General features: G+C 68.3%; 23 protein-coding genes and 3 pseudogenes. 11 read left to right on the top strand and 15 right to left on the bottom strand.

Features of this window, described 5'->3' with window-relative positions; all coding sequences use genetic code 11:
* Window positions 1-66 precede the first annotated feature (66 nt).
* Window positions 67-987 carry an RNA polymerase sigma-70 factor gene (locus ACIA8X_RS45545; protein ID WP_393462745.1) on the bottom strand — a complete coding sequence of 307 codons (921 nt, stop codon included), beginning with the start codon at window positions 985-987 and terminating at the stop codon, window positions 67-69.
* A 179-nt stretch (window positions 988-1,166) separates the two neighbouring features.
* A pseudogene (locus tag ACIA8X_RS45540) lies at window positions 1,167-1,639 on the bottom strand (carboxymuconolactone decarboxylase family protein).
* Window positions 1,640-1,809: 170 nt separating this feature from the next.
* Here ACIA8X_RS45540 and ACIA8X_RS45535 point away from each other — a divergent pair.
* Both ACIA8X_RS45535 and ACIA8X_RS45530 read left to right on the top strand, forming a co-directional pair.
* Window positions 1,810-2,193 (top strand): DoxX family protein, encoded by a 384-nt coding sequence (locus ACIA8X_RS45535; RefSeq protein WP_143644986.1) that lies wholly within the window; start codon window positions 1,810-1,812, stop codon window positions 2,191-2,193.
* Window positions 2,194-2,370: 177 nt separating this feature from the next.
* Entirely contained in the window at window positions 2,371-2,832 is a 462-nt protein-coding gene (locus ACIA8X_RS45530) for a LysR substrate-binding domain-containing protein (protein WP_393462746.1), read from the top strand.
* Between the two features lie 87 nt (window positions 2,833-2,919).
* Here the strand turns inward: ACIA8X_RS45530 and ACIA8X_RS45525 are convergent, their stop codons facing one another.
* Window positions 2,920-3,390 (bottom strand): Lrp/AsnC family transcriptional regulator, encoded by a 471-nt coding sequence (locus ACIA8X_RS45525; protein WP_393462747.1) that lies wholly within the window; start codon window positions 3,388-3,390, stop codon window positions 2,920-2,922.
* Between the two features lie 95 nt (window positions 3,391-3,485).
* Here ACIA8X_RS45525 and ACIA8X_RS45520 point away from each other — a divergent pair, with 95 nt between their 5' ends.
* The gene (locus ACIA8X_RS45520) at window positions 3,486-4,361 is read left to right on the top strand and encodes a TIGR03619 family F420-dependent LLM class oxidoreductase (RefSeq protein ID WP_393462748.1); all 876 of its coding nucleotides are present in this window, start codon (window positions 3,486-3,488) and stop codon (window positions 4,359-4,361) included.
* Window positions 4,358-4,786, top strand: coding sequence for a nucleoside deaminase (locus ACIA8X_RS45515; protein ID WP_393462749.1), 429 nt, complete (start codon window positions 4,358-4,360; stop codon window positions 4,784-4,786). Before ACIA8X_RS45520 ends, ACIA8X_RS45515 begins: the two co-directional genes overlap by 4 nt.
* A 141-nt stretch (window positions 4,787-4,927) precedes the next feature.
* On the opposite strand, the gene ACIA8X_RS45510 is transcribed toward ACIA8X_RS45515, so the two are convergent.
* Entirely contained in the window at window positions 4,928-5,575 is a 648-nt protein-coding gene (locus ACIA8X_RS45510) for a class I SAM-dependent methyltransferase (protein WP_393462750.1), read from the bottom strand.
* Window positions 5,576-5,779: 204 nt separating this feature from the next.
* Between ACIA8X_RS45510 and ACIA8X_RS45505 the strand changes: the two genes are divergently transcribed.
* The 4 genes from ACIA8X_RS45505 to ACIA8X_RS45490 all read left to right on the top strand — a co-directional run bounded on the left by ACIA8X_RS45505 (window position 5,780) and on the right by ACIA8X_RS45490 (window position 9,611).
* Window positions 5,780-6,040, top strand: a complete 261-nt coding sequence (locus tag ACIA8X_RS45505) for a hypothetical protein (protein WP_393462751.1) — start codon at window positions 5,780-5,782, stop codon at window positions 6,038-6,040.
* A complete protein-coding gene (locus tag ACIA8X_RS45500; RefSeq protein ID WP_393462752.1) occupies window positions 6,033-6,827 on the top strand; it encodes a class I SAM-dependent methyltransferase in 795 nt (264 codons plus the stop codon). The genes ACIA8X_RS45505 and ACIA8X_RS45500 overlap by 8 nt, the downstream gene beginning before the upstream one ends.
* 198 nt (window positions 6,828-7,025) lie before the next feature.
* Window positions 7,026-8,666, top strand: coding sequence for an ISL3 family transposase (locus tag ACIA8X_RS45495; protein WP_393462753.1), 1,641 nt, complete (start codon window positions 7,026-7,028; stop codon window positions 8,664-8,666).
* A 114-nt stretch (window positions 8,667-8,780) separates the two neighbouring features.
* Window positions 8,781-9,611, top strand: a complete 831-nt coding sequence (locus tag ACIA8X_RS45490; RefSeq protein ID WP_393462754.1) for a transglutaminase-like domain-containing protein — start codon at window positions 8,781-8,783, stop codon at window positions 9,609-9,611.
* Between the two features lie 55 nt (window positions 9,612-9,666).
* Here ACIA8X_RS45490 and ACIA8X_RS45485 read toward each other — a convergent pair.
* The 7 genes and pseudogenes from ACIA8X_RS45485 to ACIA8X_RS45455 form a co-directional block, all read right to left on the bottom strand.
* Window positions 9,667-9,825 (bottom strand): annotated as a pseudogene (locus ACIA8X_RS45485) (ATP-binding protein); the annotation flags it as partial.
* Between the two features lie 363 nt (window positions 9,826-10,188).
* Window positions 10,189-10,821 (bottom strand): NADPH-dependent F420 reductase, encoded by a 633-nt coding sequence (locus ACIA8X_RS45480; protein WP_393462755.1) that lies wholly within the window; start codon window positions 10,819-10,821, stop codon window positions 10,189-10,191.
* Between the two features lie 219 nt (window positions 10,822-11,040).
* Window positions 11,041-11,778 carry an NADPH-dependent F420 reductase gene (locus ACIA8X_RS45475; RefSeq protein ID WP_393462756.1) on the bottom strand — a complete coding sequence of 246 codons (738 nt, stop codon included), beginning with the start codon at window positions 11,776-11,778 and terminating at the stop codon, window positions 11,041-11,043.
* Window positions 11,779-11,881: 103 nt separating this feature from the next.
* Entirely contained in the window at window positions 11,882-12,475 is a 594-nt protein-coding gene (locus ACIA8X_RS45470) for a TetR/AcrR family transcriptional regulator (protein WP_393462757.1), read from the bottom strand.
* 244 nt (window positions 12,476-12,719) lie between these two features.
* Window positions 12,720-13,559 carry a helix-turn-helix transcriptional regulator gene (locus tag ACIA8X_RS45465; protein WP_393462758.1) on the bottom strand — a complete coding sequence of 280 codons (840 nt, stop codon included), beginning with the start codon at window positions 13,557-13,559 and terminating at the stop codon, window positions 12,720-12,722.
* Between the two features lie 533 nt (window positions 13,560-14,092).
* Window positions 14,093-14,842: an SDR family oxidoreductase gene (locus ACIA8X_RS45460; protein ID WP_393462759.1), complete on the bottom strand. Its 750-nt coding sequence runs from the start codon at window positions 14,840-14,842 to the stop codon at window positions 14,093-14,095.
* 162 nt (window positions 14,843-15,004) lie between these two features.
* Window positions 15,005-15,280: pseudogene (locus ACIA8X_RS45455) on the bottom strand (transposase); the annotation flags it as partial.
* A gap of 137 nt (window positions 15,281-15,417) precedes the next feature.
* On the opposite strand from ACIA8X_RS45455, the gene ACIA8X_RS45450 reads away from it, so the two are divergent.
* Window positions 15,418-15,762 carry a hypothetical protein gene (locus ACIA8X_RS45450; RefSeq protein WP_393462760.1) on the top strand — a complete coding sequence of 115 codons (345 nt, stop codon included), beginning with the start codon at window positions 15,418-15,420 and terminating at the stop codon, window positions 15,760-15,762.
* 13 nt (window positions 15,763-15,775) lie between these two features.
* Here ACIA8X_RS45450 and ACIA8X_RS45445 read toward each other — a convergent pair whose 3' ends face one another.
* Window positions 15,776-17,221, bottom strand: coding sequence for an NF041680 family putative transposase (locus tag ACIA8X_RS45445; protein ID WP_399460722.1), 1,446 nt, complete (start codon window positions 17,219-17,221; stop codon window positions 15,776-15,778).
* A 288-nt stretch (window positions 17,222-17,509) separates the two neighbouring features.
* Here ACIA8X_RS45445 and ACIA8X_RS45440 point away from each other — a divergent pair, with 288 nt between their 5' ends.
* Window positions 17,510-18,043 carry a hypothetical protein gene (locus ACIA8X_RS45440; protein WP_393462799.1) on the top strand — a complete coding sequence of 178 codons (534 nt, stop codon included), beginning with the start codon at window positions 17,510-17,512 and terminating at the stop codon, window positions 18,041-18,043.
* A 68-nt stretch (window positions 18,044-18,111) separates the two neighbouring features.
* On the opposite strand, the gene ACIA8X_RS45435 is transcribed toward ACIA8X_RS45440, so the two are convergent.
* Together ACIA8X_RS45435 and ACIA8X_RS45430 are read right to left on the bottom strand one after the other, a co-directional pair.
* The gene (locus ACIA8X_RS45435; RefSeq protein ID WP_393462800.1) at window positions 18,112-18,414 is read right to left on the bottom strand and encodes a helix-turn-helix transcriptional regulator; all 303 of its coding nucleotides are present in this window, start codon (window positions 18,412-18,414) and stop codon (window positions 18,112-18,114) included.
* A 368-nt stretch (window positions 18,415-18,782) separates the two neighbouring features.
* Window positions 18,783-20,399: an MFS transporter gene (locus ACIA8X_RS45430; protein WP_393462801.1), complete on the bottom strand. Its 1,617-nt coding sequence runs from the start codon at window positions 20,397-20,399 to the stop codon at window positions 18,783-18,785.
* A gap of 220 nt (window positions 20,400-20,619) precedes the next feature.
* Here ACIA8X_RS45430 and ACIA8X_RS45425 point away from each other — a divergent pair, with 220 nt between their 5' ends.
* Complete coding sequence (locus tag ACIA8X_RS45425; protein ID WP_393462802.1) at window positions 20,620-21,438, top strand: hypothetical protein; 819 nt, start codon at window positions 20,620-20,622, stop codon at window positions 21,436-21,438.
* A 33-nt stretch (window positions 21,439-21,471) separates the two neighbouring features.
* Here the strand turns inward: ACIA8X_RS45425 and ACIA8X_RS45420 are convergent, their stop codons facing one another.
* The gene (locus tag ACIA8X_RS45420) at window positions 21,472-22,428 is read right to left on the bottom strand and encodes a hypothetical protein (protein WP_393462803.1); all 957 of its coding nucleotides are present in this window, start codon (window positions 22,426-22,428) and stop codon (window positions 21,472-21,474) included.
* Window positions 22,429-22,575 lie beyond the last annotated feature (147 nt).

The raw sequence follows: 22,575 nt of genomic DNA, 5'->3' as shown, positions 1-22,575 counted from the left end.
TGCGCCAGGACCATCGGCATGCGGCACTGAAACCTCCGGTCCTGCTCTATCAGGCTGGTCGGGAGATCACTGGGTTCTACGGGCCTGCTTCACTTCCAGGTCCACGGCCCAGGCGTCGGCGACCGGGCCGAGGTGGCTGAGCTTGTCGGGGTTGATGACCGCGCGGATCATCTGGATCTGCCCGTCGAGTGTGTCGAGGGCGAGGATGTGGAGGATCTTGCCGTCGCGGTCGCGGAAGAGCGCGCCCGGCTGCCCGTTGACCTCGTGCGGTTCGAACGTGATGTCGACCCGGGCCATGAGCGGGTAGACGGCGGCGAGCAGCCTGGCCACGTTCTCGGCGCCGACGACGGCCCTGGCCAGCTGCGGTGCCTTGCCACCACCGTCCCCGATGAGCTGGACGTCGGCGGACAGCAGATTCTGCAGTCCGTCCACGTCCCCCTGCGTCAGTGCCTCGAAGAACCGCCTCGCCAGCTCCTGCCGCTCCTGGCGGTCCGCTTCGAACCGGGGCCGTCCCTCGTGCATGTGGCGGCGTGCCCGTACGAGCAGCTGCCGGCACGCCGCCTCTGAGCGCCCCACCGCGGCGGCGATCTCGTCGAAGCCGAAGGCGAAGACCTCCCGCAGCACGAACACCGACCGCTCCAGCGGACTGAGCCGCTCCAAGAGCAGCAGCGCCGCCATTGACACCGAGTCGGCCAGCTCCGCCGCGCGGGCCGGGTCCTGGTACGGATCGTCCAGCAGCGGCTCGGGGAGCCACGGTCCGACGTACTTCTCCCGCCGCACCCGGGCGGAGCGCCGCACGTCGATGGCAATCCGGGTCACCGTGGCTGACAAGAACGCCTTGGCCGACACGGGCCGGGTTCTCGAGGCGTCGTAGCGGAGCCAGGTCTCCTGCACGGCGTCCTCCGCCTCGCTCACGCTGCTCAGGATCCGGTACGCGATCGAGAACAACAGCGGCCGCAGCTCCTCGAACTCCTTGACCTTGCCCACGCCGACTCCCCCTTTGTGGTCTGTGTGCCCGGCCGGACCCGCGCCAGCGAGGCATCCTTCGAAGATCATCCGATGTGTGGGCGGAGCAGACAACGCTCGTGCCGCGACCGCCCTGCCCGCCTTGACCACGGCGTCCTGGCCCCGGCGGGCCTGACCTGGGCCAGGGGTGCGGTGGCGGTTCAGTGGAACTGGCCGACCTGGTAGTCGCCGGCCGGCTGCTGGGTGATGATGTTCAGTCGGTTCACCGTGTTCATGAACGAGACCAGCAGCACGAGAGCCGTGAGCTGCTCCTCGTCATAGTGCTGGGCGGCACGCGCCCACACGTCGTCGCTGACCCCGGTAGCCGCGTCCGCGACCCTGGTCCCCTGCTCCGCCAGCTCCAGCGCGGCGCGCTCGGCGGCGGTGAAGACCGTCGCTTCCCGCCAGGCCGCGATCAGGTTCAGCCGCACCGCGCTCTCGCCGGCCGCAGCGGCTTCCTTGGTGTGCATGTCGATGCAGACCGCGCAGCCGTTGATCTGGCTCACGCGCAGCGCCACCAACTCCTGCGTCGTGGCCGGCAGCGGCAATTCCTTCAGCTCCCGGCCAGCCGACATGAAGTACTTGAGGGCCTTGCCGGCGGCCGGGTGGCGAAGTAGTTCAATCGCGCGTCCATCGTGTGCTCCTCCACGTTCGTCGATGCCTTCACCCCCAAGACGAGGCGGCCCTCACTCCTGTGACACGGCACGGTGTGACCCACGTCTCTCCACTGTCTGGGTTCGGGCATGTCACAGGCCGAGTCGCTGCCTCGTCTCGGGTGCGGAAGTCTCGATCAGGGAGTTGATGATGAACGTCGCGCTGTGGATCATCGCTGGAGTGCTCGCCGCTGTCTGCCTGGTGGGCAGCTCCAAGATGTTCGTGCCGCAGGAGAAGCTGGCCGCGATGGGCTCCTCTGCGCAGTGGGTCCTGGAGTTCAGCCCCGGCGCTCTCAAGGCCATCGGCGCCGTCGAGCTGCTGGCTGCGGTCGGCCTGATTCTGCCCGCGGTGCTCGACATCGCGCCGGTGCTGGTGCCGCTGGCCGCCACCGGACTTGTTCTGCTGTTTGCCTGCGCGGTCACCATGCGTCTGCGCCGTGGCGAGAAGGCCACGATCGCCGGCGACCTGATCTACCTCGCCCTGGCTGCCTTCGTCGCATGGGGCCGTTTCGGCCCCGAGTCCTTCACCGGCTGACCACCGGCGCATATCAGTCGAGCGCCGAAGTGCCAGGCACACTCCAGGTCGTACCGATACACCTACCAGCCAACGGAGTTGGCTACGACGTCACTCTCTTCAGCAATGAACACCCGCCTACTACAACAGCTTCGTCGCTATTGAACTTGCGCCGCGCCGCACAAAGAACACAGCCGCGTGCTGTGGCTTCCGGTGGCCGAACCGGACCTCACGGTCGGCCCGACCGTGCTGACCGGAGGCCGCGTGCTCGCCGTGGCGGCAGACCATCCGCTGGCCGAGCGCGGCACCGCGTCACCGGAAGACCTCGGCGACAAACATGTCGTCGGCTTCGGCCCCGGCGTCCCCGAGTACTGGGTCACGACCATGGTCCCCACGCGTACGCCGCTCGGCCGCCGTATCCCGCGAGGGCCCGCCGCGCGGACTTTCCACGAGATTCTCTCTCTGGTCGCCTCCGGACAGTGTGTCCACCCGCTGGGCGAGATCGCCGCCCGCTACAACAGTCCCCCGGGCATCGTCTTCCTCCCCATTCGCGACGCTCCCACCATCCACTACGCCCTCACGTGGCGATCCACCGCCGACGGCCCCACCCTCCGCGCGCTGGCCCAGACCGCCGCCGACCTCGGTCCCATCTCCCTGTGACAGCGGATGACGGGCAGTTGATGGTCGCCGCTGCTGGACGCCAGGCCGGGCCCCGGCGATGGAGTGGCGTCCGCGCAACGTCAGCGCCTACCTGGCGGTGTTCACCCGAGGCACCCCCGGGGCGCGCAACGGGAGCGTCCGGCTGAGGACGAGGTTGGTGGTCGTGCTCCCGAACTCGGCCAGCTCGTCGACGATCTCCTCCAGGTGGGCCATCGACGTGGCCGCCACCTTCATGACGTAGCAGTCGTCTCCGGTGGTGCGCAGGCACTCCAGGATCTCCGGGCGCTCCTCCAGCAGCCGGCGCAGCGGCTGGTGCCGGGTTCCCGGCCCCGGGTACTTGAGCCGGACCACCGCCATCACCGGGTAACCGGTCCGCTCCGGGTTCACCTCCGCACGGTACCCCGTGATCACCTCGGCCTCCTCGAGCCGGCGCACCCGCTCCTTGGTCGCCGACGCACTCAGGTTCACCCGCCGTGCCAGCTCGGTGAACAGAATCCGGCCGTCCCGTTGGACTTCTGTCAGAATCGCCCAGTCCGTCACGTCGAGACTCTCGGTCATACGCCCATTCTACCGGCGGATCCACGGCCGAACCGCCTCTGAACAGGCGGGAATCCCTTCTGGCGACCCATACGCCCTGCCTAGGGTTGGGCCCTATGAAGATCGGAGTGAACGTCCTCAATTTCGGCCCGGGCACCGACCCCGGAGTGTTGCGAAGCTGGGCCCAGACCGTGGAGGGCCTGGGCTTCGACCTACTGATGATCTCGGACCACATCGCCATAACGCCGGATGTCGCCGAGCGCTATCCGGCACCCTTCTACGAGCCCTTCACCACCTTGTCCTGGCTGGCTGGCCTCACCACCCGTATCCAGCTCGGCACGACGGTCCTCATCGCTCCCTACCGGCACCCGCTGCTCACCGCCCGGATGGCGGCCAATCTGAATGAGCTGAGCGGCGGCCGGCTGGTCCTCGGCGTGGGAGTGGGCTGGGCGCGGCAGGAGTTCACCGCCCTCGGCATCCCGTTCTCACAGCGCGGACAGCTGACCGACGGCCACCTGCGGGACATCCGGGCCGCCTGGAAGGACACCGCCTCATACGGAGACCGCCGGATCCCGGTGTGGGTCGGCGGCAACAGCGACGCGGGGCTGCGCCGGGCCGTACGACTCGCAGACGCATGGCATCCGCTGCACCCCACCGTGCCGTGGCTGCGCGAAGCCGCAGGCAGGCTGCAGACGTACGCGGACGAGCAACACTTGCCCGTGCCCGCCCTGGCTCCCCGCATCGCCCTGCGGCTCACCAAGGAACCGGTCGACGGAGCGGGACGGCTCGCCGGTGAGGGCACCATCGACCAGATCATGGACGACCTCGACCAACTGCGGCTGCTGGGCGCCAAGTCCGTTGTCCTCGACACCTACCAGGGCGACCCCCACGCGACATGTCACCCGCAGGCGGCCTGGCAGGCACTCGCCACCATGGCCGCGCACCTTCTCCCGCCCAGCACTCCACCCCGCACCACGATGGAGCAGTCATGACCACACCCGACGACCACACTCTCCTCCGACAGGCCATCTCACTCGCGGCCAAGGCACGCGCGAGCGGCAACCCGCCCTTTGGATCTCTGTTGGCAGGACCGGACGGGACGATCCTGGCCGAGGAGCACAACACCACCCTCACCGACAACGACGTCACTGCACACCCGGAACTCAAACTGGCGAGGTGGGCCGCAAGTGAACTCGACGCGCAGACGGCGGCAGGCACCACGATGTACACCAGCTGCCAGCCGTGCGGGATGTGCGAGACCGTCATCCAATGGGCGGGGCTGCGGCGAGTGGTGTTCGCCCTGTCCAACGAACAGCTCCTGGACATCAGGCCGGGCAGCAGCCGACCGCCCGTGCCGCAGGACGGCCCCGCGCTGCTCGGCGAGGTACGGGCTGCGGTCGAGCCCTACTATCGCTGACCGCCGGGCCCGGGGCGGAGCCCGCCACCAGCGGAACGCACCTGGATACGCTCGTCCCTCCAAAGGAGCCACACCCAAAGTAGACCACCGCGACGCGAAGCCCCGAGCGGTCCTGGCGCAAGCCAAGTCCCGGGGCCACTTTCAGGACGCGGCGGACGCAGGCGGCGGTTGTGCGACGCCGACGATGAAGTTTCCCCGGGACCGGACATCTGCCGACCAGCCCAGCGCGGCGAGTTCGCCGGTGAGTGTTCCCGGGTCATGGAAGATTTTCTCGATGCGGTACTCGCGGCCGTCGTCGAGCCGGCGCAGTTTCGCGGCCACCTCTTCCCGCGCTGCCTCGGCGGGGCCTTCGTCAATAAAGACCGCTTTGCCGTGCGGTGCGAGTGCGGCACCAACGGTGTCCCAGAAGGCGCTCAGCCGGGACAACGGGACGTGGGAGAGGAAGAAGGCGAAGAACACGGCGTCGAAGCGGTGCGGCGGCTGCCACTTGAACACATCGGCCTGGGCGAACCGGACGTTGGGGAAGCCGGCTTTCTCCTGGGCGATCTCCAGCACCTCGGGCGAGGCATCGACAGCGGTCAGTGAGCGCGCCCGCGCGGCCAACACCCGAGTCCACTGACCCGTTCCGCAGGCAAGCTCCAGTACATCTCCGGTGATCGGAAGGCCGTCGACCGCAGCCAGTAGCTCCCGCAGGTCCTCACGCTCGGAATAGACCCGGTCGTACTCGGACGCGCGGGCCCGGTAGTAGGCAATCTGCTCCGCCACAAGGGCTTCGTCATCGATTGTCATGACCTCGACCCTAGCCGTTCCCTCCCGCCTTCGGCCTGCTCTGAAGCCGAAGCGGTTCACAAGTGGTCCCAGAACAAGCCAATCCCCGGGGCCACTTGAAGACGTTGCGACGACACGGGATCTTCACTAAATGGGGCCGCTCGAAGCCAACATGCCGGGTCCGCTGAACAACGTCAGAGCCAGGTGGCGGCTGCCGCGCCTGCCGTGGAGCTGGTCGACTGGTGTTATGACAAGCCGGTGGGCAAGGACCTCATGAGCCGCACCGAGGCGTGCCTGAAGAACATCGGGTCGGCGAAACTGACGTTCATCGACACGGGGCGGGATGTGACGATCGGCTTCGCCACGTTCGACTTCGAGCAGCGGATCAAGGCGTACCCGAACAAGGGCGCGTCCGGGTCGGACTTCGCCGAGTTCGACCAGCAGATTGCCACCGCAGTCAGGCGGCTATCGTCGCCAGATGCCTGATGCTCCTGAGAAGTTCAACACCGCGATGACCACCTGGCAGGAGTGGCAGGACGCCCCTTGGGGGCGACTGCGCTACTCGATCGCCGAGGCGAACTTGCTCCGCCATCTCGACGGCCTGGGCGGCAAACCGCTGCGGATACTCGACCTCGCCGGCGGCGACGGCGGAGACGCCATCCACCTCGCAACCCGCGGGCACCATGTCACCATCGTTGACTACGCGCCCGCCATGCTCGCCGCAGCCACCGAGCGAGCCGTGGCAGGCGACGTGACAGAGCTGATCAACTGCGTCGAGGCCGACGCCACAGATCTGCCCCGCGACCTCGCCAACGGCGAATTCGACGTCGTGCTCTGCCACAACCTCCTGCAATACATGGACGACGTCCCAGGCACCCTCGCCGCAGCACTCGCCCCGCTGAAGCCCGGGGGCTTGGTCTCCGTCATGGCGATCAACCGGCATTCGGCGCCCTTGAACATCGCTGTCCGCGAGATGGCCCCCGCAGCCGCGCTCGCCGCACTCGACACCGATCAAGCCCGGACCGAGATGTTCAACTCGGCACTGACACTCCACACAGTCGAAGAGATCATCCCCACCCTGCGGATGCTCGGATGCCGGGACATCGCCCACTACGGCATCCGCAGCTTCTGCGACTACATCACCGACGACGCACGCAAGCACGAACCCGACTTCTACGCGGACCTCGAACGCCTCGAACTCGCCACCACCGCCCGGCCGCCCTACATGCACACTGCCCGGCTCTTCCAGCTCACCGCCTGGAAACTGAGCTAGGGATCGCCCCTTCGCGGTGTCAGTTCTCATCGACATTTCGAGGCTCTGTGATCGACAAGTGCTGCCCAAACTCGGTTCTGGCACAGATCTTGGGGAGCGGTCGCGGAGCGTGACTGCGGTGTTCGATTGCGATACACGGATCGACTGTGAGACCGCGTACGCCGTGCCCCCGAACAGCAGGTAGTGACGCTCCGTCAGGTGTCTGTAGGTCTCCGTCGTTTGCGGCTGTGGCCGGTGACGGTGCTGGTCATGGAGGCCGACGTATCGTTCTGGGACTCGCTGGTGTTCGACGGGATCGACGGCCTGTCCGTCGAGGCGGTGACGGCCGTTTTCGGCACGGTCGACGTGGTGGCAAGAGGCCGGGCGGCTGGGGCAGTCTGCCCGGACTGCAGTGGCTTCTCGGACCGGGTCCACGACTGCTACCAGCGCAGACTCAGGGATCTCCCGCTCGGTGAGTTCCGCGTCGTGATCCTGTTGACGGTCCGGCGATTCATCTGTGGCTCGTCAGACTGCCCGCGCCGGACGTTCGCCGAGCCGTTCGCACAGTTGACCACCCCGTACGCACGCTTCACCAGCCGTTTCAACCGCGCCCTGGAGCACATTGGGCTGGCACTGGCCGGACGGGCCGGCTCCCGACTGGCTTCCCAACTCGGCCTTGACGCAGGGCGAATGACCTTGCTGCGCCGGGTCATGGCACTGCCGGATCCGCAGCCCAGCACGCCACGGGTGCTGGGTGTGGACGATTTCGCCACCCGGCGCGGACAGTCGTACGCCACTGTGATCACGGACGGCGAACGCCATCACCCGATCGACGTCCTGCCCGGACTTGAAGCGGCACCCCTCGCCGCGTGGCTCACCGCGCATCCCGGCGTGGAGATCATTTGCCGGGACCGGGCAGGCGCCTACGCCGAAGGGGCCCGGCTCGGTGCCCCGGACGCTCTCCAGGTCGCTGACCGGTTCCACCTGTGGCAAGGTCTCGGCCGGGCCGTGGAAACCTGCGTCGCCGCTCACCGCGAGTGCCTGCGCACCCCGACGCCGCCCAAGCCTTCGAACGCGGACACACCACAAGGCGATCCACGGCTTCCCGACGGGGATCCAGCCGGCCGCCGGGCCCAGCGCAAGAAGGCCGCGCACACCCTGGTCCACCAACTGCTCAAGCAGGGACACTCACGCCGAGCGATCGCCCGCCACCTGGGCTGGGGCCTCAACACCGTGCTGCGCTATGCGAGCGCCCCGCACTGGCAGAACACCCTCCGCGAAAACCGGCCCAGGCCCAGCCGACTCGACCCCTACAAGCCCTACTTGGAACGACGGTTCGCCGAAGGCTGCACGAGCGTCACCCGGCTGCACCGTGAACTGGTCGCCGAGGACGCCCCCGTCACCTACCAGATGGTCCGCACCCACATTGCCTCCCTGCGCATCTCGCCGTCCCAAGCCCCGCCACCACCGCCAACAGTGCGGCAGGTGACCGGCTGGCTCACCCGCCATCCCACGGCCCTGAGCGAGGAGGACCGCGCCGATTTGAAGGACGTCTTGGCCCGCTGCCCCGAACTGGACACCGCAGTCGGACACATCCGCGAGCTCGGCGAGATCCTCTCCGATCGCCGCGGCACCATGCTCCCCACCTGGATCGGCGCTGTCGACGCCAGCCAACTACCCGGCCTCACTGGCTTCGCCCTCCACCTGCTTCGAGACCTCGACGCGGTGACGGCCGGACTCACCCTCGAATGGAGCTCCGGCGGCACCGAGGGCGCCGTGAACCGCATCAAGAAGATCAAGAGGCAGCTCTATGGACGCGCCGGATTCGAACTACTCCGCAAGATGATCCTGCTGCAGTGACGCTCCGCGATCGCTCCCCAAAATCTGTGCCAGAACCCAATTCTGGCAACACCGGGGCCCGGCGAGGGCTGAGCCCGGTCTCGGTGTCAGCCCCGGCCTTTACGATGCCCGGTTATGACCGATGACGTGCTCAACTACTCTCGACCTGGGCCCTTCACGAGCCTGGACTCGACACAGCTCCGGCTCATTGAGGGGCTGCCGGAGGACCCCGTAGGCGTCTGTGCCGCCGTGCAGGGTCTGGTCATCCAGCCCGCGGACGCCGCGGCGTTAGGCGTTCCCGAGAACCGGATTGCCGAGAAGAACATCAGGCCGGTCGACAAGCTGATCACCGCGCTGACCACCCTGGACCCCGCGCCGCTTCACCAGCCTCGAACGCCCGAGACACGGGTGATCGGCACCTGCCGTCACTTCGCCACCATCGCCTGCGCGATCTTGCGGGCACGGGGAATCGTCTCCCGGGCCCGGTGTGGTTTCGGCACCTACTTCCTCAAGGACCGCGGCGTCGATCACTGGATCACCGAGTACTGGGATGAAGACCAGAACCGCTGGGTGCGGGTCGACACCGAGCACCTAGGCAAGAACTACGTCGACCGGCCCGACGACCTCGCCCCGGGCGAATTCCTCACTGGGGGCGAAGCGTGGCTCCACTATCGCAACGGGTTGATCGACCCGGCCCTGTTCGGGGTGGCCGGCAGCGATCATGCCTGGGGACCGCACGAGATCAGCGGCAATGCCGTCCGCGACCTCGCCGCGCTCTGCAAACAGGAGACACTCAACTGGGACGAGTGGGGCCGTATGACGGCAGCCTATGAAGGCAAGACCGGTCCCGATTACGACCAGCTGATCGATGCGGTCGCCGACGCCTGCGCCAAGGACGATCCACCCGCCTTGACCCGTCTGTTCGCCCATGAGGACCTGGCAGTTCCGCAGCATCTGCTCGATTGAGCTGGGGCGGGGACCGGGCACTGGGCAGCGCCCACCGCCTGGGTCCCCGCCTTGCTCAGGTCATGGTGGCCTGTTCGGCCTTGGCCCGGGACTGGGCGAGGCGGTAGGAGTCGGTGCCGGTTTCGATGATCGTGCCGTTGTAGGTGAGCCGGTCGACGATGGCTGTGCAGAGCCGAGGATCGGTGAAGGTCTTGGTCCAGCCGCCGAAAGCCTCAGCTGCACGGGGTCGAGGTCTTCGGTACGCGAGACCGGCTGAAGGCACTGCTGAGCACGTACGCGGTGGACCGTGCGACGGGAGACCCCAAGCAGCGACTGGGGGCGGTCACGTGGAACCAGCACATGAGCGTGCTGGGGATGTTCTACCGATGGGCGATGGCTGAGCAGTACGCCACGGCGGTGCCGTTCACCTACCAGCAGGCCGTGATGCTCTACGCCGAGACCGTCCGGGAAGTCCTGGTCAATCAGGCCCGATGGAAATTGCGCGGTTCAGGCGGACAAGGTATTCCGCGTCCGGTTGCACGCCGGCCCCGAAGCGTTCCTGGACCACTGCGAGCCCGAGGTCGCGCCGCTTCGGTGATCACGCCGCGTCGGCCGTCGCCAGTGCGTCCGGCAGCTCCTGACGGGTGAGATCCGCACAGTAGGCGGGTGTGCCGGGCTGTTGCCGCCACGATTGTGCGAGCGGCCCCGCATCAAAGGCGTCGAACCCGGTGTCCTCGACGAGTGCCATTGCCAGGTCACGCTCTCGCGGACTGTCGGCCGCGACGGGGAGCGAGATGCGGTCCGCGCTTCCCGCCGGCTTGTTCCTGTGCGCGAAGGACTCGGCTCCGATCGAGTTCCACGCCTTGACGATGGGCCGGCCCAGCTGCTTGGCAGCCCACACGCTCTCGGCCTGGCCGGCCTCGATCGCCGCGATTCCGCTGTCCCGATGCGGGAAGTAGTTCGACGTGTCGAGGACAACCGTGTCAGCCGGCACCTTGGCGATCAGTGGTGCGACCTGCGGAATGCGGTCGAAGGGAATGGAGAGGATCACGGCGTCGACGTCCGCTACGGCTTCCGCCGCTGTCACCGCTCGTCCGCCCGAGGACAGCACGTCCGCCTCGATCGTCTCCGGGCCGCGCGAATTGGCCGCCTTTACCTCGTGCCCGGCCGCGCTCAACCGCCTGGTCAGCGTCTTGCCGATGTTCCCGGTGCCGAGAATGCCGATCTTCATGGTGAAACTCCTTGGCCGGAACGGAGCCCCGGTGTCGGTGACCAGGGTTCCGGGGCTTGGTCCCTGCGGCACGACCGGGGCTGCGGACGCGGTGGTGCGGGTGGGTGATGACGACCTAAGCCGAAAGGAGCGCCGCTCTTCGTGTTCGTCGTGTGTGTTCGTGGCGTACCAGCGCTGCCGCCTCGTGCCGTTGGGTGCACGAGAGCCGCGTCGGGTGGCTCAGCGGTGGGCGGCGCGGTTCATCTCGACGACGTCGTCGACGGTGGGGTTGGCCGGGAGGGCGGCGAAGCGTTCCGGGAGGCTGTCGCGGATGGCCGCGTCCTTGACGCGGTCGGCCGCGGCCAGGGCCGCCGGCAGCTCGTCGAGGGTCAGTTCGGTGCAGTAGGCGGGGCCGTTGGGCTGCTGGCGCCAGGAGTCGGCCAGTGTGCCGGCGTCGTAGGGGTCGAAGCCGGTGTCGTCCACCAGGCTCATGGCCACCTTCCGCGCCTCCACGGAGTCGCCGGCGACGGGGATGGCGAGGCGGCCGGGTGTTCCGGCCGGAACACCCTTGGTCCGCTGGGTTTCGGCCAGCGCGGCGTTCCACGCCTTGACCACGGGGCGGCCGAGCAGCTCGGCGGTGTACACGCTCTCCACCTGGCCGTTGTCCACCGCCTCGATCGGCTCGCTGAGCATGCCGGGGTAGTAGTTCGCGGTGTCGATGACCACCGTCTCGTCGGGCACCGACGCGAACAGGTCCGCCAGCTGGCCCGCCACCCCGAACGGGATCGACAGGACGATGACGTCCCGGCCCTGGACGGCGTCGGCGAGGTCCGCCGCGCGGGCCCCGGACTCCAGCACCTCCGCCCGGACGGCCTCGGGGCCGCGGGCGTCGGCCACCTGGACGTCGTGCCCGGCCGCGCTGAGCTTGGCGGCAAGGTTCCCGCCGATGGCGCCGGCGCCTATGACAGTAATTTTCATGATTTGTTCCTTCGGAGGTTGTGCTGCCCCTGAGGGCAGCGCGATGTGATGGCCGTGTGATGGTGTCACCTGGCGTTTTGGGGGCGGGGCTGGGTGTCTGGCTTTACGCCCGGGTGTCCCGCTGGCGGTAGCCGCTGGCGATGAGCGTACGGAGCCGGTCGAGCGGCTCCTCCTCGGTACCGGTGCCCTTGATCCAGGCAACGGAACAGGCCGCGAGGAACAGGTCGTGCCCCCGCACCGACGCGCGCACGCGCCCCGCGAGCTGTGCGGCTCGCACGTACTGATCGGTGGCGGAGATGAGGATGTCGCAGGGAATCGTGAGCGGGTTGTCCGGCTCCTGCGCCCGAGCCGCGGCCATGAGCGGGTCCGGCAGCCCGCTGAAGGCGCTGAAGTACTCCTCCATCGCGCGCAGCCACTGTTCCAGCGCCTCGGCAGCGTCGCCGAGGCGCTCGATGTCCGCCTGGCGGGCCACGAGCTCCTCGGAGCGCGTCTGCAGCACGGCCGCCAGCAGTGCTTCCCGGGTGGGGAAGTGCCGGTACAGAGTGGCGGGCCCGACGCCTGCCTCCTTGGCCACCGCCTCAAGGGAGGTGCCGACCCCGTGCTGCAGGAAGTGACGCTGCGCGGTCTCCAGGAGGGCCACGCGGTTGCGCTGGACGTCCGCGCGGGGCTTGCGTCCCCGCAGTTCACCGGCGCTCATGCGCCCTCCTGCCTGCCGTGATCCTGCGGCCGCATCAAAACGGATGCTGCCTCCGCACATGTTCGAGAGTAAAACGGAGGCAGCATCCGGTCAAATGAGCGGCCTGAGCGCGGAGCCCGGACAGCGCAGGGGGCCGACATATTTGGCCGTAGAGCGCGGGGCAAAAGCCGTGCGGGCTGCACCATTCCAGGGTGGCCTGTCCGGCCCCTCCCGCGCCGAGCCCGGCCCGGAACCCGGTAGGACGTCAGGGGGTGAGCTGTTGGTGTCCGATGACGGAGAGCAGTTCGAGTTTGCTGTGGCTCTCCGTGCCGGGGCGAGTGGTCAGCACCACCAGAGTCTGGGCGCGGTTCTCGGTGAACAGGAGCTGGGCGTCGACGTCGATGCGGCCGAGTTCGGGATGGAGGATGGTCTTGCAGTCGTCGTAGCGTCGGGCAACCTCCTGAAGTTCCCACATGCGGACGAACTCAGTGCTGTGCTCCTGGAGTTCGGCAAGGATCCGGGCGGCTCGTGGAGGGTCGCTGCCGGCTGTGAGCGCGGCCCGCAGGCGCGCTGCCTGGGCGCGGCCGTGGCGCTCGCGGCTCTCCTCGGGAACCATCCGACGTTCGGCCGGGTCCATGAACCAGCGGTAGTAGGCGCTGCGGGCCAGACCGGTGTGGCGGGTCTGGTCGCCGAGCAGCGCGACGGCCAAGCAGTTCATCGCGAGGGTGTCGACCAGATCGGTCTGCACCATGGCCGGGGAGTCGTCCAGACGGTCTAGGACCCGCATCAGGGTCGGGCTGACATGTTCGGAGCGGTGGAAGCGGGCCGGGGCGTTGTGGCCGATGAGCACGAAGAGATGGTCGCGTTCGTCCAGGGTCAGCCGCAGTGCCCGGGCGAGAGCCACGGTGATCTGGACGGAGGGCTGTGGGGCACGCTGCTGTTCCAGCCGGGCGTAGTAGTCGGTGGACATGCCGGCGAGCTGCGCGACCTCCTCGCGGCGCAGCCCTTGCGTACGCCTGCGCGGCCCCTCGACCAGCCCGACGTCGCGGGGGCGCAGCGTCTCACGCCGGTGGCGCAGGAATTCCGCCAGTTCCTTCTTGTCCATGCCCCCAATCCTCGCCGCATCCCGCCCGGCTATCCAGAGACCGCCGATCCATGGCTGAGCACTCCCCTCCCATCCGCACAAAGCCGCGCGGATGGCCGACATCGAGGGCGCTCGCGGCGAGACGACCCGATGGTCACCTGACCTGCCTGACCCGCTGGGAAATTCGCCGGCTGTCAGCGGTGCGCCGCAGGCCGTCGGCATGGAAGACGGCCTGCGGCGACGGTCCCCCGTCGAGGACACCCGACGCTTTGGACCCAACACTTTGACCGGCCCCGGCCCCGGGCCTCGTCGCCCGGCCCGGCCGGCACGACGATGTTCGCCGTGTCAGACGGGTGCTCGCGTGCCCCTCGGCGCTCAGGACGGCGCCGACCGCCTCCAGTGCGACGACCGGGGCCAAGCCGAAGGCGCTTCCTTACCGTTCCCCGTCTTCGGTGAGGACCTCCCTGAGGCGGGTCCAGCTCGCGTTCGCCCATGATGTGGCCCCACAGGACCCGCCCGCGTGCTGTTGTTCCGCGTCGGGCATGACGGGTCGGTCAGCTGCTGCTGATCATGGCGAGGACGTCGTCGTAGGTGCCGGTGGCCACCGCGTCGCGGATGAACCTGGCGCGCTCGACAACGATTTCCTTCGCGTCGGGCTTCTCGCGCAGCAGGTCGAGGGCCTCGGTGAGGAAGTCGTCCAACGGCATGGCCTGGGCGCTGTCCTGCTGGCCCATCAGGGTCGTGCGCACGCCCGGCGGGACCATCTCGATCACCTGGACGCCGGCGTCAGCACCGGCGAGCTGGATGCGCAGGCTCTCGGAGAAGGAGTGCAGCGCGGCCTTGGTCGCGCTGTAGGTCGGCGTGATCGGCAACGGTACGAACGCCAGCGCCGAGGTGACGTTCATGACGACCGCGTCGTCCTTGCCCACCAGCAGGGGCAGGAAGGCGTACGTCATCCGGATCGTGCCGAGCAGATTGGTCGCGACGTGATCCTCGGCGATCTGGAGTCCGGCCGGGGCGAGGACGCTCTCCAGCAGCATGATGCCGGCGTTGTTGACCAGGACGTTCAGCCCCGGGTGGCTCGCCGCCACGGTCTCACAGGCCCGGGCGATCGAGTCGGGGTCCGCGACATCGAGGACGAGCGCGTCGATGCCCGGGTTCCCGGCCGTGATCTCGTCGAGCAGGTCCTTGCGCCGGCCGGCGACGATCACCTTGTTGCCGGCCTCGTGCAGGCGCAGGGCCAGGCCGAAGCCGATGCCCGAGGTGCCGCCGGTGATCAGGATCGTGTTGCCGGTCATCTTCATGGGGGTCCTGCTCCTTCGGTACGGCGGGCCGGTGAGCGCCCGCAGCCTCGACCGTAGAGGCGCCCGCGCAGGGGCGGGAGAGGACGGTTTATCCATGGATCGGCGGTCTCTGCCTCGTGAAGACAACGCCGGCCGTCGGGACAGGCTCTGGCCAGCAGGGTTTCAGGCCAAAGTATTGGGCTGGCCGCCGGGAGCCTGGCGGGTCGCCTGGGTCAGGCGGCGGGTCATCAGGGTGATGGCCGCCCAGGTGATCAGTGCCTCGCTGTGCTGCAGTAGGCGTTCGTAGTCGCGGACCAGGCGGCGGGCGTGCATGATCCATCCCAGGCTGCGTTCCACGACCCAGCGGCGGGGCAGGACGACGAACCCGGTTGCGCCCTTGGGGCGGGAGACGGTGCGGACGGTGAGCTTGAGGAAGGTCTTCGCCCAGTCGACGAGCTGGCGTGATCTCAGTCACGTAGTCGTGCCGAACAAAGGGACAACATGCCTCGCTGCAACGCCACACAACGGGGAGTCTCGACCTCGCGTAAAGCGACATGGCCTGCGGAGGACACGGCATCTGCCGACACAAGCACGGCGTGGAAGGGATCGTCGCCAAGCCGCTGCGGGGGGCCTATAAGGCGGGCAGGGTCTGGGCGAAGATCAGACACGCGGACACAGTCGACGCGGCCGTGGTCGGGTTCACCGGCACCGCCAGGCGCCCGAAGGCGCTCGCCGTACGGCTGCCCGACGGACGCGTGGCCCTGTCCCAGCGGCTGACCACGGCGCTCGCCTCCGTCGTCGCCCCTCACCTGGTCCCCCAGGCCGGGCGGGCGTTCACGAAGGCCGGCGACTCCTACACACCCGCCAGGGGCGACGTGGTGGTGGAGGTCGTGGCGGGCACGACCCGGCACACGGTCGTCACCGTGGTGCGCCTGCGCTGAGCTTGTTCTTTATCTACCAGGACCTGCCAGGCTTGCCGATGGCCTTGAGAGTCTCGGGGCGTTTGACGGTCTTGCCGACGTCGTAGCGAGGCGCCCGGTGTTTGTTCCTGGCTCCAGGTGGCCGTCCCGGGCCTGCGCCTCGAGGTTTGGGAACACGGGTCGGGCAGGCGAGATGAGCGCGGATGTTCCTGAACCCCCGGCGGACCCGGGCCGGGGTGAGCCGGTCGGAAGTGGTGGGCTTCTCCCAGGGCCGGCGGAGGTCCGCGGTGACGGGCCGGGCGAGCCGGAGCTGAGTGTGGGCGACGATCAGGATCCAGGTCCAGCGGTCCGCCGCCTCGGGAGTACGGAGCTTCGGAGTGGTCCAGCCGAGGGTCTGCTTCGCGAAACGGAAGGTGTGCTCCAGGTCGAAGCGGCGGAGAAATGCCTGCCAGGAACGGTCCACGTCGTCCGGAGTGACGCCGGTCTTGGAGGACCATAACCACACCGGCGGGGCATCACGGTCCTTCGATAGATGCTCGACCTTCAACCGGATCAACGTTCCCTCGACCAGGGGAAGTTCACCGTCATGGTCGAGCCAGGAGGAGCGGTGGGTGAGCCTTGGGTGGACCCGGTCCCATGCCTGCGTCTCGGCCTTGCCGTAGTTGGCAGTTGCGGTGACCGTGGTGATCGCGGGCTCGGGCCAGGTCTCCGGCTTGGTGAAGCGGAATTCCGGGCCGTGCTTGGGCGGCCGGCCGCCCTTCGGGTCGTAGACACGAGGCGGCTTCGGCAGTCGCATGACGCGGTCGGAGCGGACCCGGCCGACCAGCTCGACCGGCAGATCACGCAGGACCCATGCCAGGCGGGTGACATCGTAGCCAGCATCGCTGACGATCACGATGTCCGGGTCCCCGGCCCGCCACTGACCCGCGGCGATGAGCCGTTCAACGACTCCCTGCAGTTGGGCGGCGGTGACCGCGGTCGCGTCGTCCACCGGGCCGAGCCGGACCGCGTCCAGGATGGCGGTCCAAGAGGTGGCGCCCGGCTCCAGGACGGCGACGAACGAGTAGGGCCAGCCCGGGATGAACTGCGACGCCGTCTTCGCCCGGCCATAGACGTGGCAGAACAGCCGCTCGGCCGAGCACGGCGCGTCCGAACGAAGCCATGGCGACACATCGACGGCCAAAACCAAGCGCCCGCCGTCGAACCGCGGCAGCGACAGCCCGGCCAGCACCGTCCGCACCTGGCCGACATCGATCCGGCCGTGGTTCAGGCCCCCGTACATCGCTCCGTGCCCACGCCGATGCTCGGGCAGCAACGTCAGGTCCACCGGGGACTTCACGGCCCCGTCCGCACACAGCACCGCATCCGTCAGCTCGAACAACTCGTCGCGCCGAGCGGTCAGACACTCGTAGAACTCGCCCCGGAAGCGTGACGCTTCCGCGAACGCATCCCTCCGCACAACATCAGGCAGCAGACTCACCCTCACGGCCTTCGTCCTGGTCACGTGCACCTTGGTCGGAGCACAGGATCAGACGAAGGCCGCCCCCACGTCCGGCAAACCCTCAGGTGAGCGACTCAGTACGAGACACCGTTCGAGGCCGGAAGAAAAAGAACAAGCTGAGTGCCTGTTTCACATTTCCTGAGAAGCCCGTTGCGCTTCTTCGGCTGATCGTCACGTGGAGTAACAGGGAAGCGTCGCTTGACCGTCCGGGTGCCCTGACGGTGTGGGTGCCGGATGTCCCTAGCTTCGTGAGGTGATGCTGGAGATGTGAGCATCAGCAGCGAGCATCCAGTGAGTGCGGATCAGGTGTATCGGGCTTTGGTGGCTCTGGGAGCTGAGCCGGTGACCGATCCAGTCCTGCGCCCGGAGGGGCCGCTGGAAGAGGACCGGCTTCACCTGCTGGGCAGCCTCTTGGCCACCACGGAGCTGGAGATCACCGCCGCGACACGGTTGGCCGGAGAAGAGGAGATCGAGGATGTTCTCGACACGTTGCTCGGCTGGTCGTCGCAGGTAGGCGACGCGGGTCTAGCGGCCAACGTGCTGACGAACCGGCTCCAGCGCACTGCGATCCAGGTCTCGGAATCCGACGAAGATCAACCGCCGCCCGGCCGGGATGCGGCCTTCGCCGCAGTGACGACCGCCGTGTACGCGCTCAGCGCCCAACTGGCCGTGGATCAGGGAGATGTGAAGGGCACCCGGCGCGCTCTGGGCGGAGCAGAAGCGGCCCTCATCGACATCCTTCAGGGCGTCCATGACCTGCGGGTCGCCATCGGCGACGCGCAGGAGGAGCCGGAGGAGTGACTGGTCAGGCGGCTTCCGCCATCACGTAGCCGCGCTCCGCGACGCGGTCGGGGTGCCGGTCCATGGCTTCACTGTCTGTCGTCGTGGCGGGTGAAGAGTTCCAGCAGTGCCCGGATGGGCAAGCCCGCTTCTGTCGGGTGGCGGAAGGTGCCGTCCATGTGGACGGTGTAGCGGGTGCGTCGTCCGATCCGTTCCCGGGTGAGATAGCCGGCCTGTTCGAGGTCCGCGATGATGCCCTGGGCGGTGCGGTCGGTGATGTGGCAGGCCGCGCCGATCTCACGGATGCGTGCGCTGGGGTTGCGGGCGACGGTCATGAGCACGCGGGCGTGGTTGCTCAGGAACGTCCACCCTCCGGCGTACTCGTCCACCATGATCCCCGCTCCTTCGGCATCGCTCTGGCTAGAAAACCGGCCGGAAAATGCCGGAAACCTACTTCACCCATCGTCGCCGGGGAAACAGGTCCGTGGTGAAGGTGGCGTGTCGGATTCGGGGAATCCCGGGACCCCGCACTGATCCGGGAGGTGGGCGTGTTTCGGCCGTGGGGACCACCGGTACAGCCATTAACGCTAAGCACTTGATCTTGGGCGACTAGCACAGGTGATCGGTCCCGTGCGGGGCTTCGGCGGAAGATCCTCGATCACTGGTGGGACGTGGCTACGGTCCGCCGCATGCCGGTGGCGCAGGCAAGCAGGACCTGCCAGCGGTGAGCACCCAGGTTCCCGTTCACGCAGCGGGCCCCTTATGGCTTGGTCGATCCGGGCTGGGTGGTGGGGATGCGCTGGGTGAAGAAGAGGGCGATGAGTGCGGCGAAGGCAAGGATGGCCAGGGCGGCGCGCAGCCCGTCGAGTCGTGCGGCGGCGTTCGCGTCGAGTACCTGCTGCGTCTGCTCTTCGCTGGTGCCCGCTTCTTCGAGGGCGCTCTCAAGCTGGGCGTCGGAGAGGAACGGGACGCCGCTTTGGAGTTCGACGGTCGCCTGGCTCTTCACGCTGTCCGGGACCGCTGGATTCTGCTCGACGCTCGTCAGGAACGACGATGTGAGCGCGGCGATCAGGATCGATCCGGCGAGCGCGGTGCCGATGGAGGCTCCGAGGTTGGTGACGGCGTTCTGGACACCGCCGACTTCCGCGCTCTTTTCCTCCGGCATCGCGGAGACGGTGACGGATCCGAGCTGGGAGGCGAGCGCGCCCATCCCGAGCCCGACCAGGAGCATGGGAATCGTGACGACTTCCGCGCCGGCGTCCGCGTCGAGCGCGGCCATCAGGCTCACCGCACCGCCGAGCAGCGCGAGGATTCCGAGGCGTACCACGCGTCGCGGTGAGATGTCGGGGAGGAAGCGCGGGATGAGGACCGCGGCGGCGAGCAGGGTCACCGAGAGCGGCAGGAGGCGGGCGCCGGTTTCCAGTGCCGACAGGCCCAGGGCGACGGAAAGGTAGAGCGGGACGAGGAAGAACACGCCCATCTGGACGAGGTACTGGAAGAAGAACATCGTCAGCCCGCCGGTCAGCTGCTTGTTCTGCAGCATGGCAGGCTCCAGGAGCGGCTCCTTGTGCTGCTTCACAAGACGGGCCTCCCAGCGGAGGAACAGCCAGGTCAGCGCAATGCCCAGCAGCATCAGCCACACGGTCAGGGAGATCCCGAACAGGGCGGGTGCGTCGGGCTTGGGCTGGAACCAGCCCCACTCGTCGGAGCGGAGCACACCGTAGACGAAGATCCCGAGCCCGAGGGCCGAGAGCACGACACCGATGACGTCGATGCGCGGGCGTTCCTGACTCACCGCGTCGGCGATCGGACGGGCGAGGACGAGGATGCCCAGCACCACGAGGACCTCACCGGCGAACACCCATCGCCAGGAGAAGTACGTGGTCGCGATACCGCCGATCAGCGGGCCGACCGCGATCGCCACTGCGCCAGCCGCAGCGACCAGCCCGTAGGCGGCGGGACGGCGCTCCGTGGGGAAGTTGCCTGCCACGAGCGCCACGATCGCGGGCATGATCAGCGCGGCCCCGATGCCTTCCAGGAACGACCAACCGATCAGCAGCACGGTAAGGCTGGGTGCCAGGGCGGTGGTCAGGGAGCCGCACCCGTAGATGACACAGCCGATGATGAACGCGCGCTTGCGGCCGATCAGCGCCCCGACCTTCCCGCCGGGGATCATGAACATCGCCATCACCAGGGTGTAGGCCGTGATGGCGCCCTGGATCCCCGCCACCGTCGTGCCGACGTCCTCGGCGACCGTTGCGATCGAGACGTTCATGACAGAGCTGTCGAGCGCCATCAGGAACTGGCCGGACGCCAGTACCAGCAGGACGAGTCGCGCCTTTGCAGAACCTTCGACAGTGCCTGTTCCCGGTGCCATGACCGGCATCGTCCCAGCCACCCACGGGACGCGACGCACGACCCGCCGCCCGCGACGATCAATCAGTCAGTGCGATGCAGCCGCTCACCCCCGAGGAGATCGAGCTCCGCGAACGCCGCCAGTCCCAGTCTCACCCGAACACGAACGCCGAACTGCGACAGACCCACCCGCGACCAGCAGTGAGCCCATGATCACCTGCTTAGCATTAACCGCTGTACCGATGTTGACTCGCGTCCTGGCCGACATGGTCGACGACTTCGCCGGGCTGCGCCCGCTGCTCACCGTCCCGCAGCCCACACCGGTGCGGGCGCGGCTGTGTCGCACAGCGGGGCAGATGGCAGGGATGACCGCGATCGTCTTACACGACCTGGGCAGCCGCCAGGAGTCGCGCGCTTGGTTCGCCACCGCCGCCCGGGCCGCCGCCGAATCCGGCGACGACCAGCTGCGCGCCTGGGTCCTCGCCCGCGAGGCGATGGTCCCGCTCAACTACGGCGCCCCGAAGGCCGCCGCCGGCCTCGCCGAAAGGGCCCGCCACACCGCCGGACACCGGCCGACCGCCGCCGCGGTGTTGGCGGCCGCCGTCGCCGCCCGCGCCTACGCCCTCAGCCACCAGAGCGGCCAGGCCCGCGCCGCGCTCGCCGCCGCCGACGCCCTCATGAACCGGCTCCCCGAGGGCGAGCGGTCGGACACCTGGCTGACGTACGGCGAGCAGAAACACCACGTCCGCCTCAGCCACGCCCACATCACGCTCGGAGACACCCGCCGCGCGTTCGAGAGCCAGCAGCGGGCGCTGGAGCTGTCCGCACCGACCAGCACGATGACGCGCATCCTGCTGCGCATCGATGCCGCCGCCTGCTCCCACCACGACGGCGACAGCGAAGAAGCATGCCGCCGAACGGTCGCCGCTCTGACCGCGCTGCCGGACGGCTACCGCACCGGCCTGGTCCGCCGCCGCGCACAGGACCTGTACGAAGCGATCCCCACCCAGCACCACCGCGAGCGCGCCGTACGGGAGCTACGGGACGTCCTCACCGCCTGAATGACGGACCGCGAACCGCAACGCGGGCCGGTGTCACTTCCACGACGGGGGCACGGCGCGCGCGTTGATTTCGGTGAGGCGGAGTGCCACCGTGATGACGAAGTGGCGGCAGAAGTCGAACTCTTCCTGGTTGGGGGCGTATCCGGTCTCCACCGAGAAGCGGGGCTCCGGCGAATTGCCGTAGTAGCCCACAGACGGAGTGAGCTGGGTGAACCGCTGGTACTGGTGGAAGTCCACGCCCAGCACCATCAGACGCATGCCCTCTTGCAGGGCTCGGGTGACATCGCGCGTCTGCGTGTACTCCTTGGCGAGTCCTTCCGCGCCGCGCGTGGGCACACTGCGGCGCGAGGCGTGGTCCGGTTGGCGCAGGATCGCGTGGACCTGATCGGTGCGCAGAACGTGGCGTGGCAGCCGCTCGCCGAAGCCGTAGACCGACACTTGGCGCGGCGCGTCTTCGTCGTGGATCTGCGCGTCCATGAGGTCCTCGAACGCAACCGCCAGCGTGCCCATGGCCTCCAGGCGGCTGCCCTGCGAGTCGAGCTGGGCAGCCGTCTTCAGGTGTTCGCGGGCCCGGTCGTGCTGGACAACCTCGGCCAGGTCGATGTCGTCGAAGGCGAGACCGAAAACGCGGGGCGCGTTCTCCTCGAAGAAGTGGACGGTGTCGGCTTTCGCGTCCGCGATGGCCACCGGCCCGGGGAAGCCGGCCGTGTGCTTGAACCCATTGCGGAGATCGTTCAGGCGCTTGATCCCGTACTGCCCCTGGAGTTCGACACCGCCGGGAAAGCTGTCCGGGTGCAGCCCCTCGAAGAACCGTTTGATGAACGGGTCCCGATCCTTCACGACGGCGCCCAGGTGCTCAGCCGAGACAATGAGGAACATTTCCACGGCGTCGTGGAAGGTCAGCACCGAAGTAAAGGAGAGCGGCTCGGGCAGGAGTGACTGCTCGATGCCCTGGCGGTGCAGCAGCCTGATGAAGGCCAGATTCTTCATGTTCTGAGGCGAGATCGGCTTGCTGATGGCGGCGCTCCTTGATGTGCTGGGACGGCATCCCAGGGGTGATTCTGGCCCGCGCGCCCGCTTCCGCGCCTCTGGTTTCAGGCTGCTTAGTGTGGGGGCCGTGACGACACCCGCCGACGA

The organism is Streptomyces sp. NPDC051738 (assembly GCF_044453205.1).
Classification (GTDB): Bacteria; Actinomycetota; Actinomycetes; order Streptomycetales; family Streptomycetaceae; genus Streptomyces.
The sequence above is the reverse complement of the archived record's forward strand: the minus strand, read 5'-3'. Positions and strand labels throughout refer to the sequence as shown.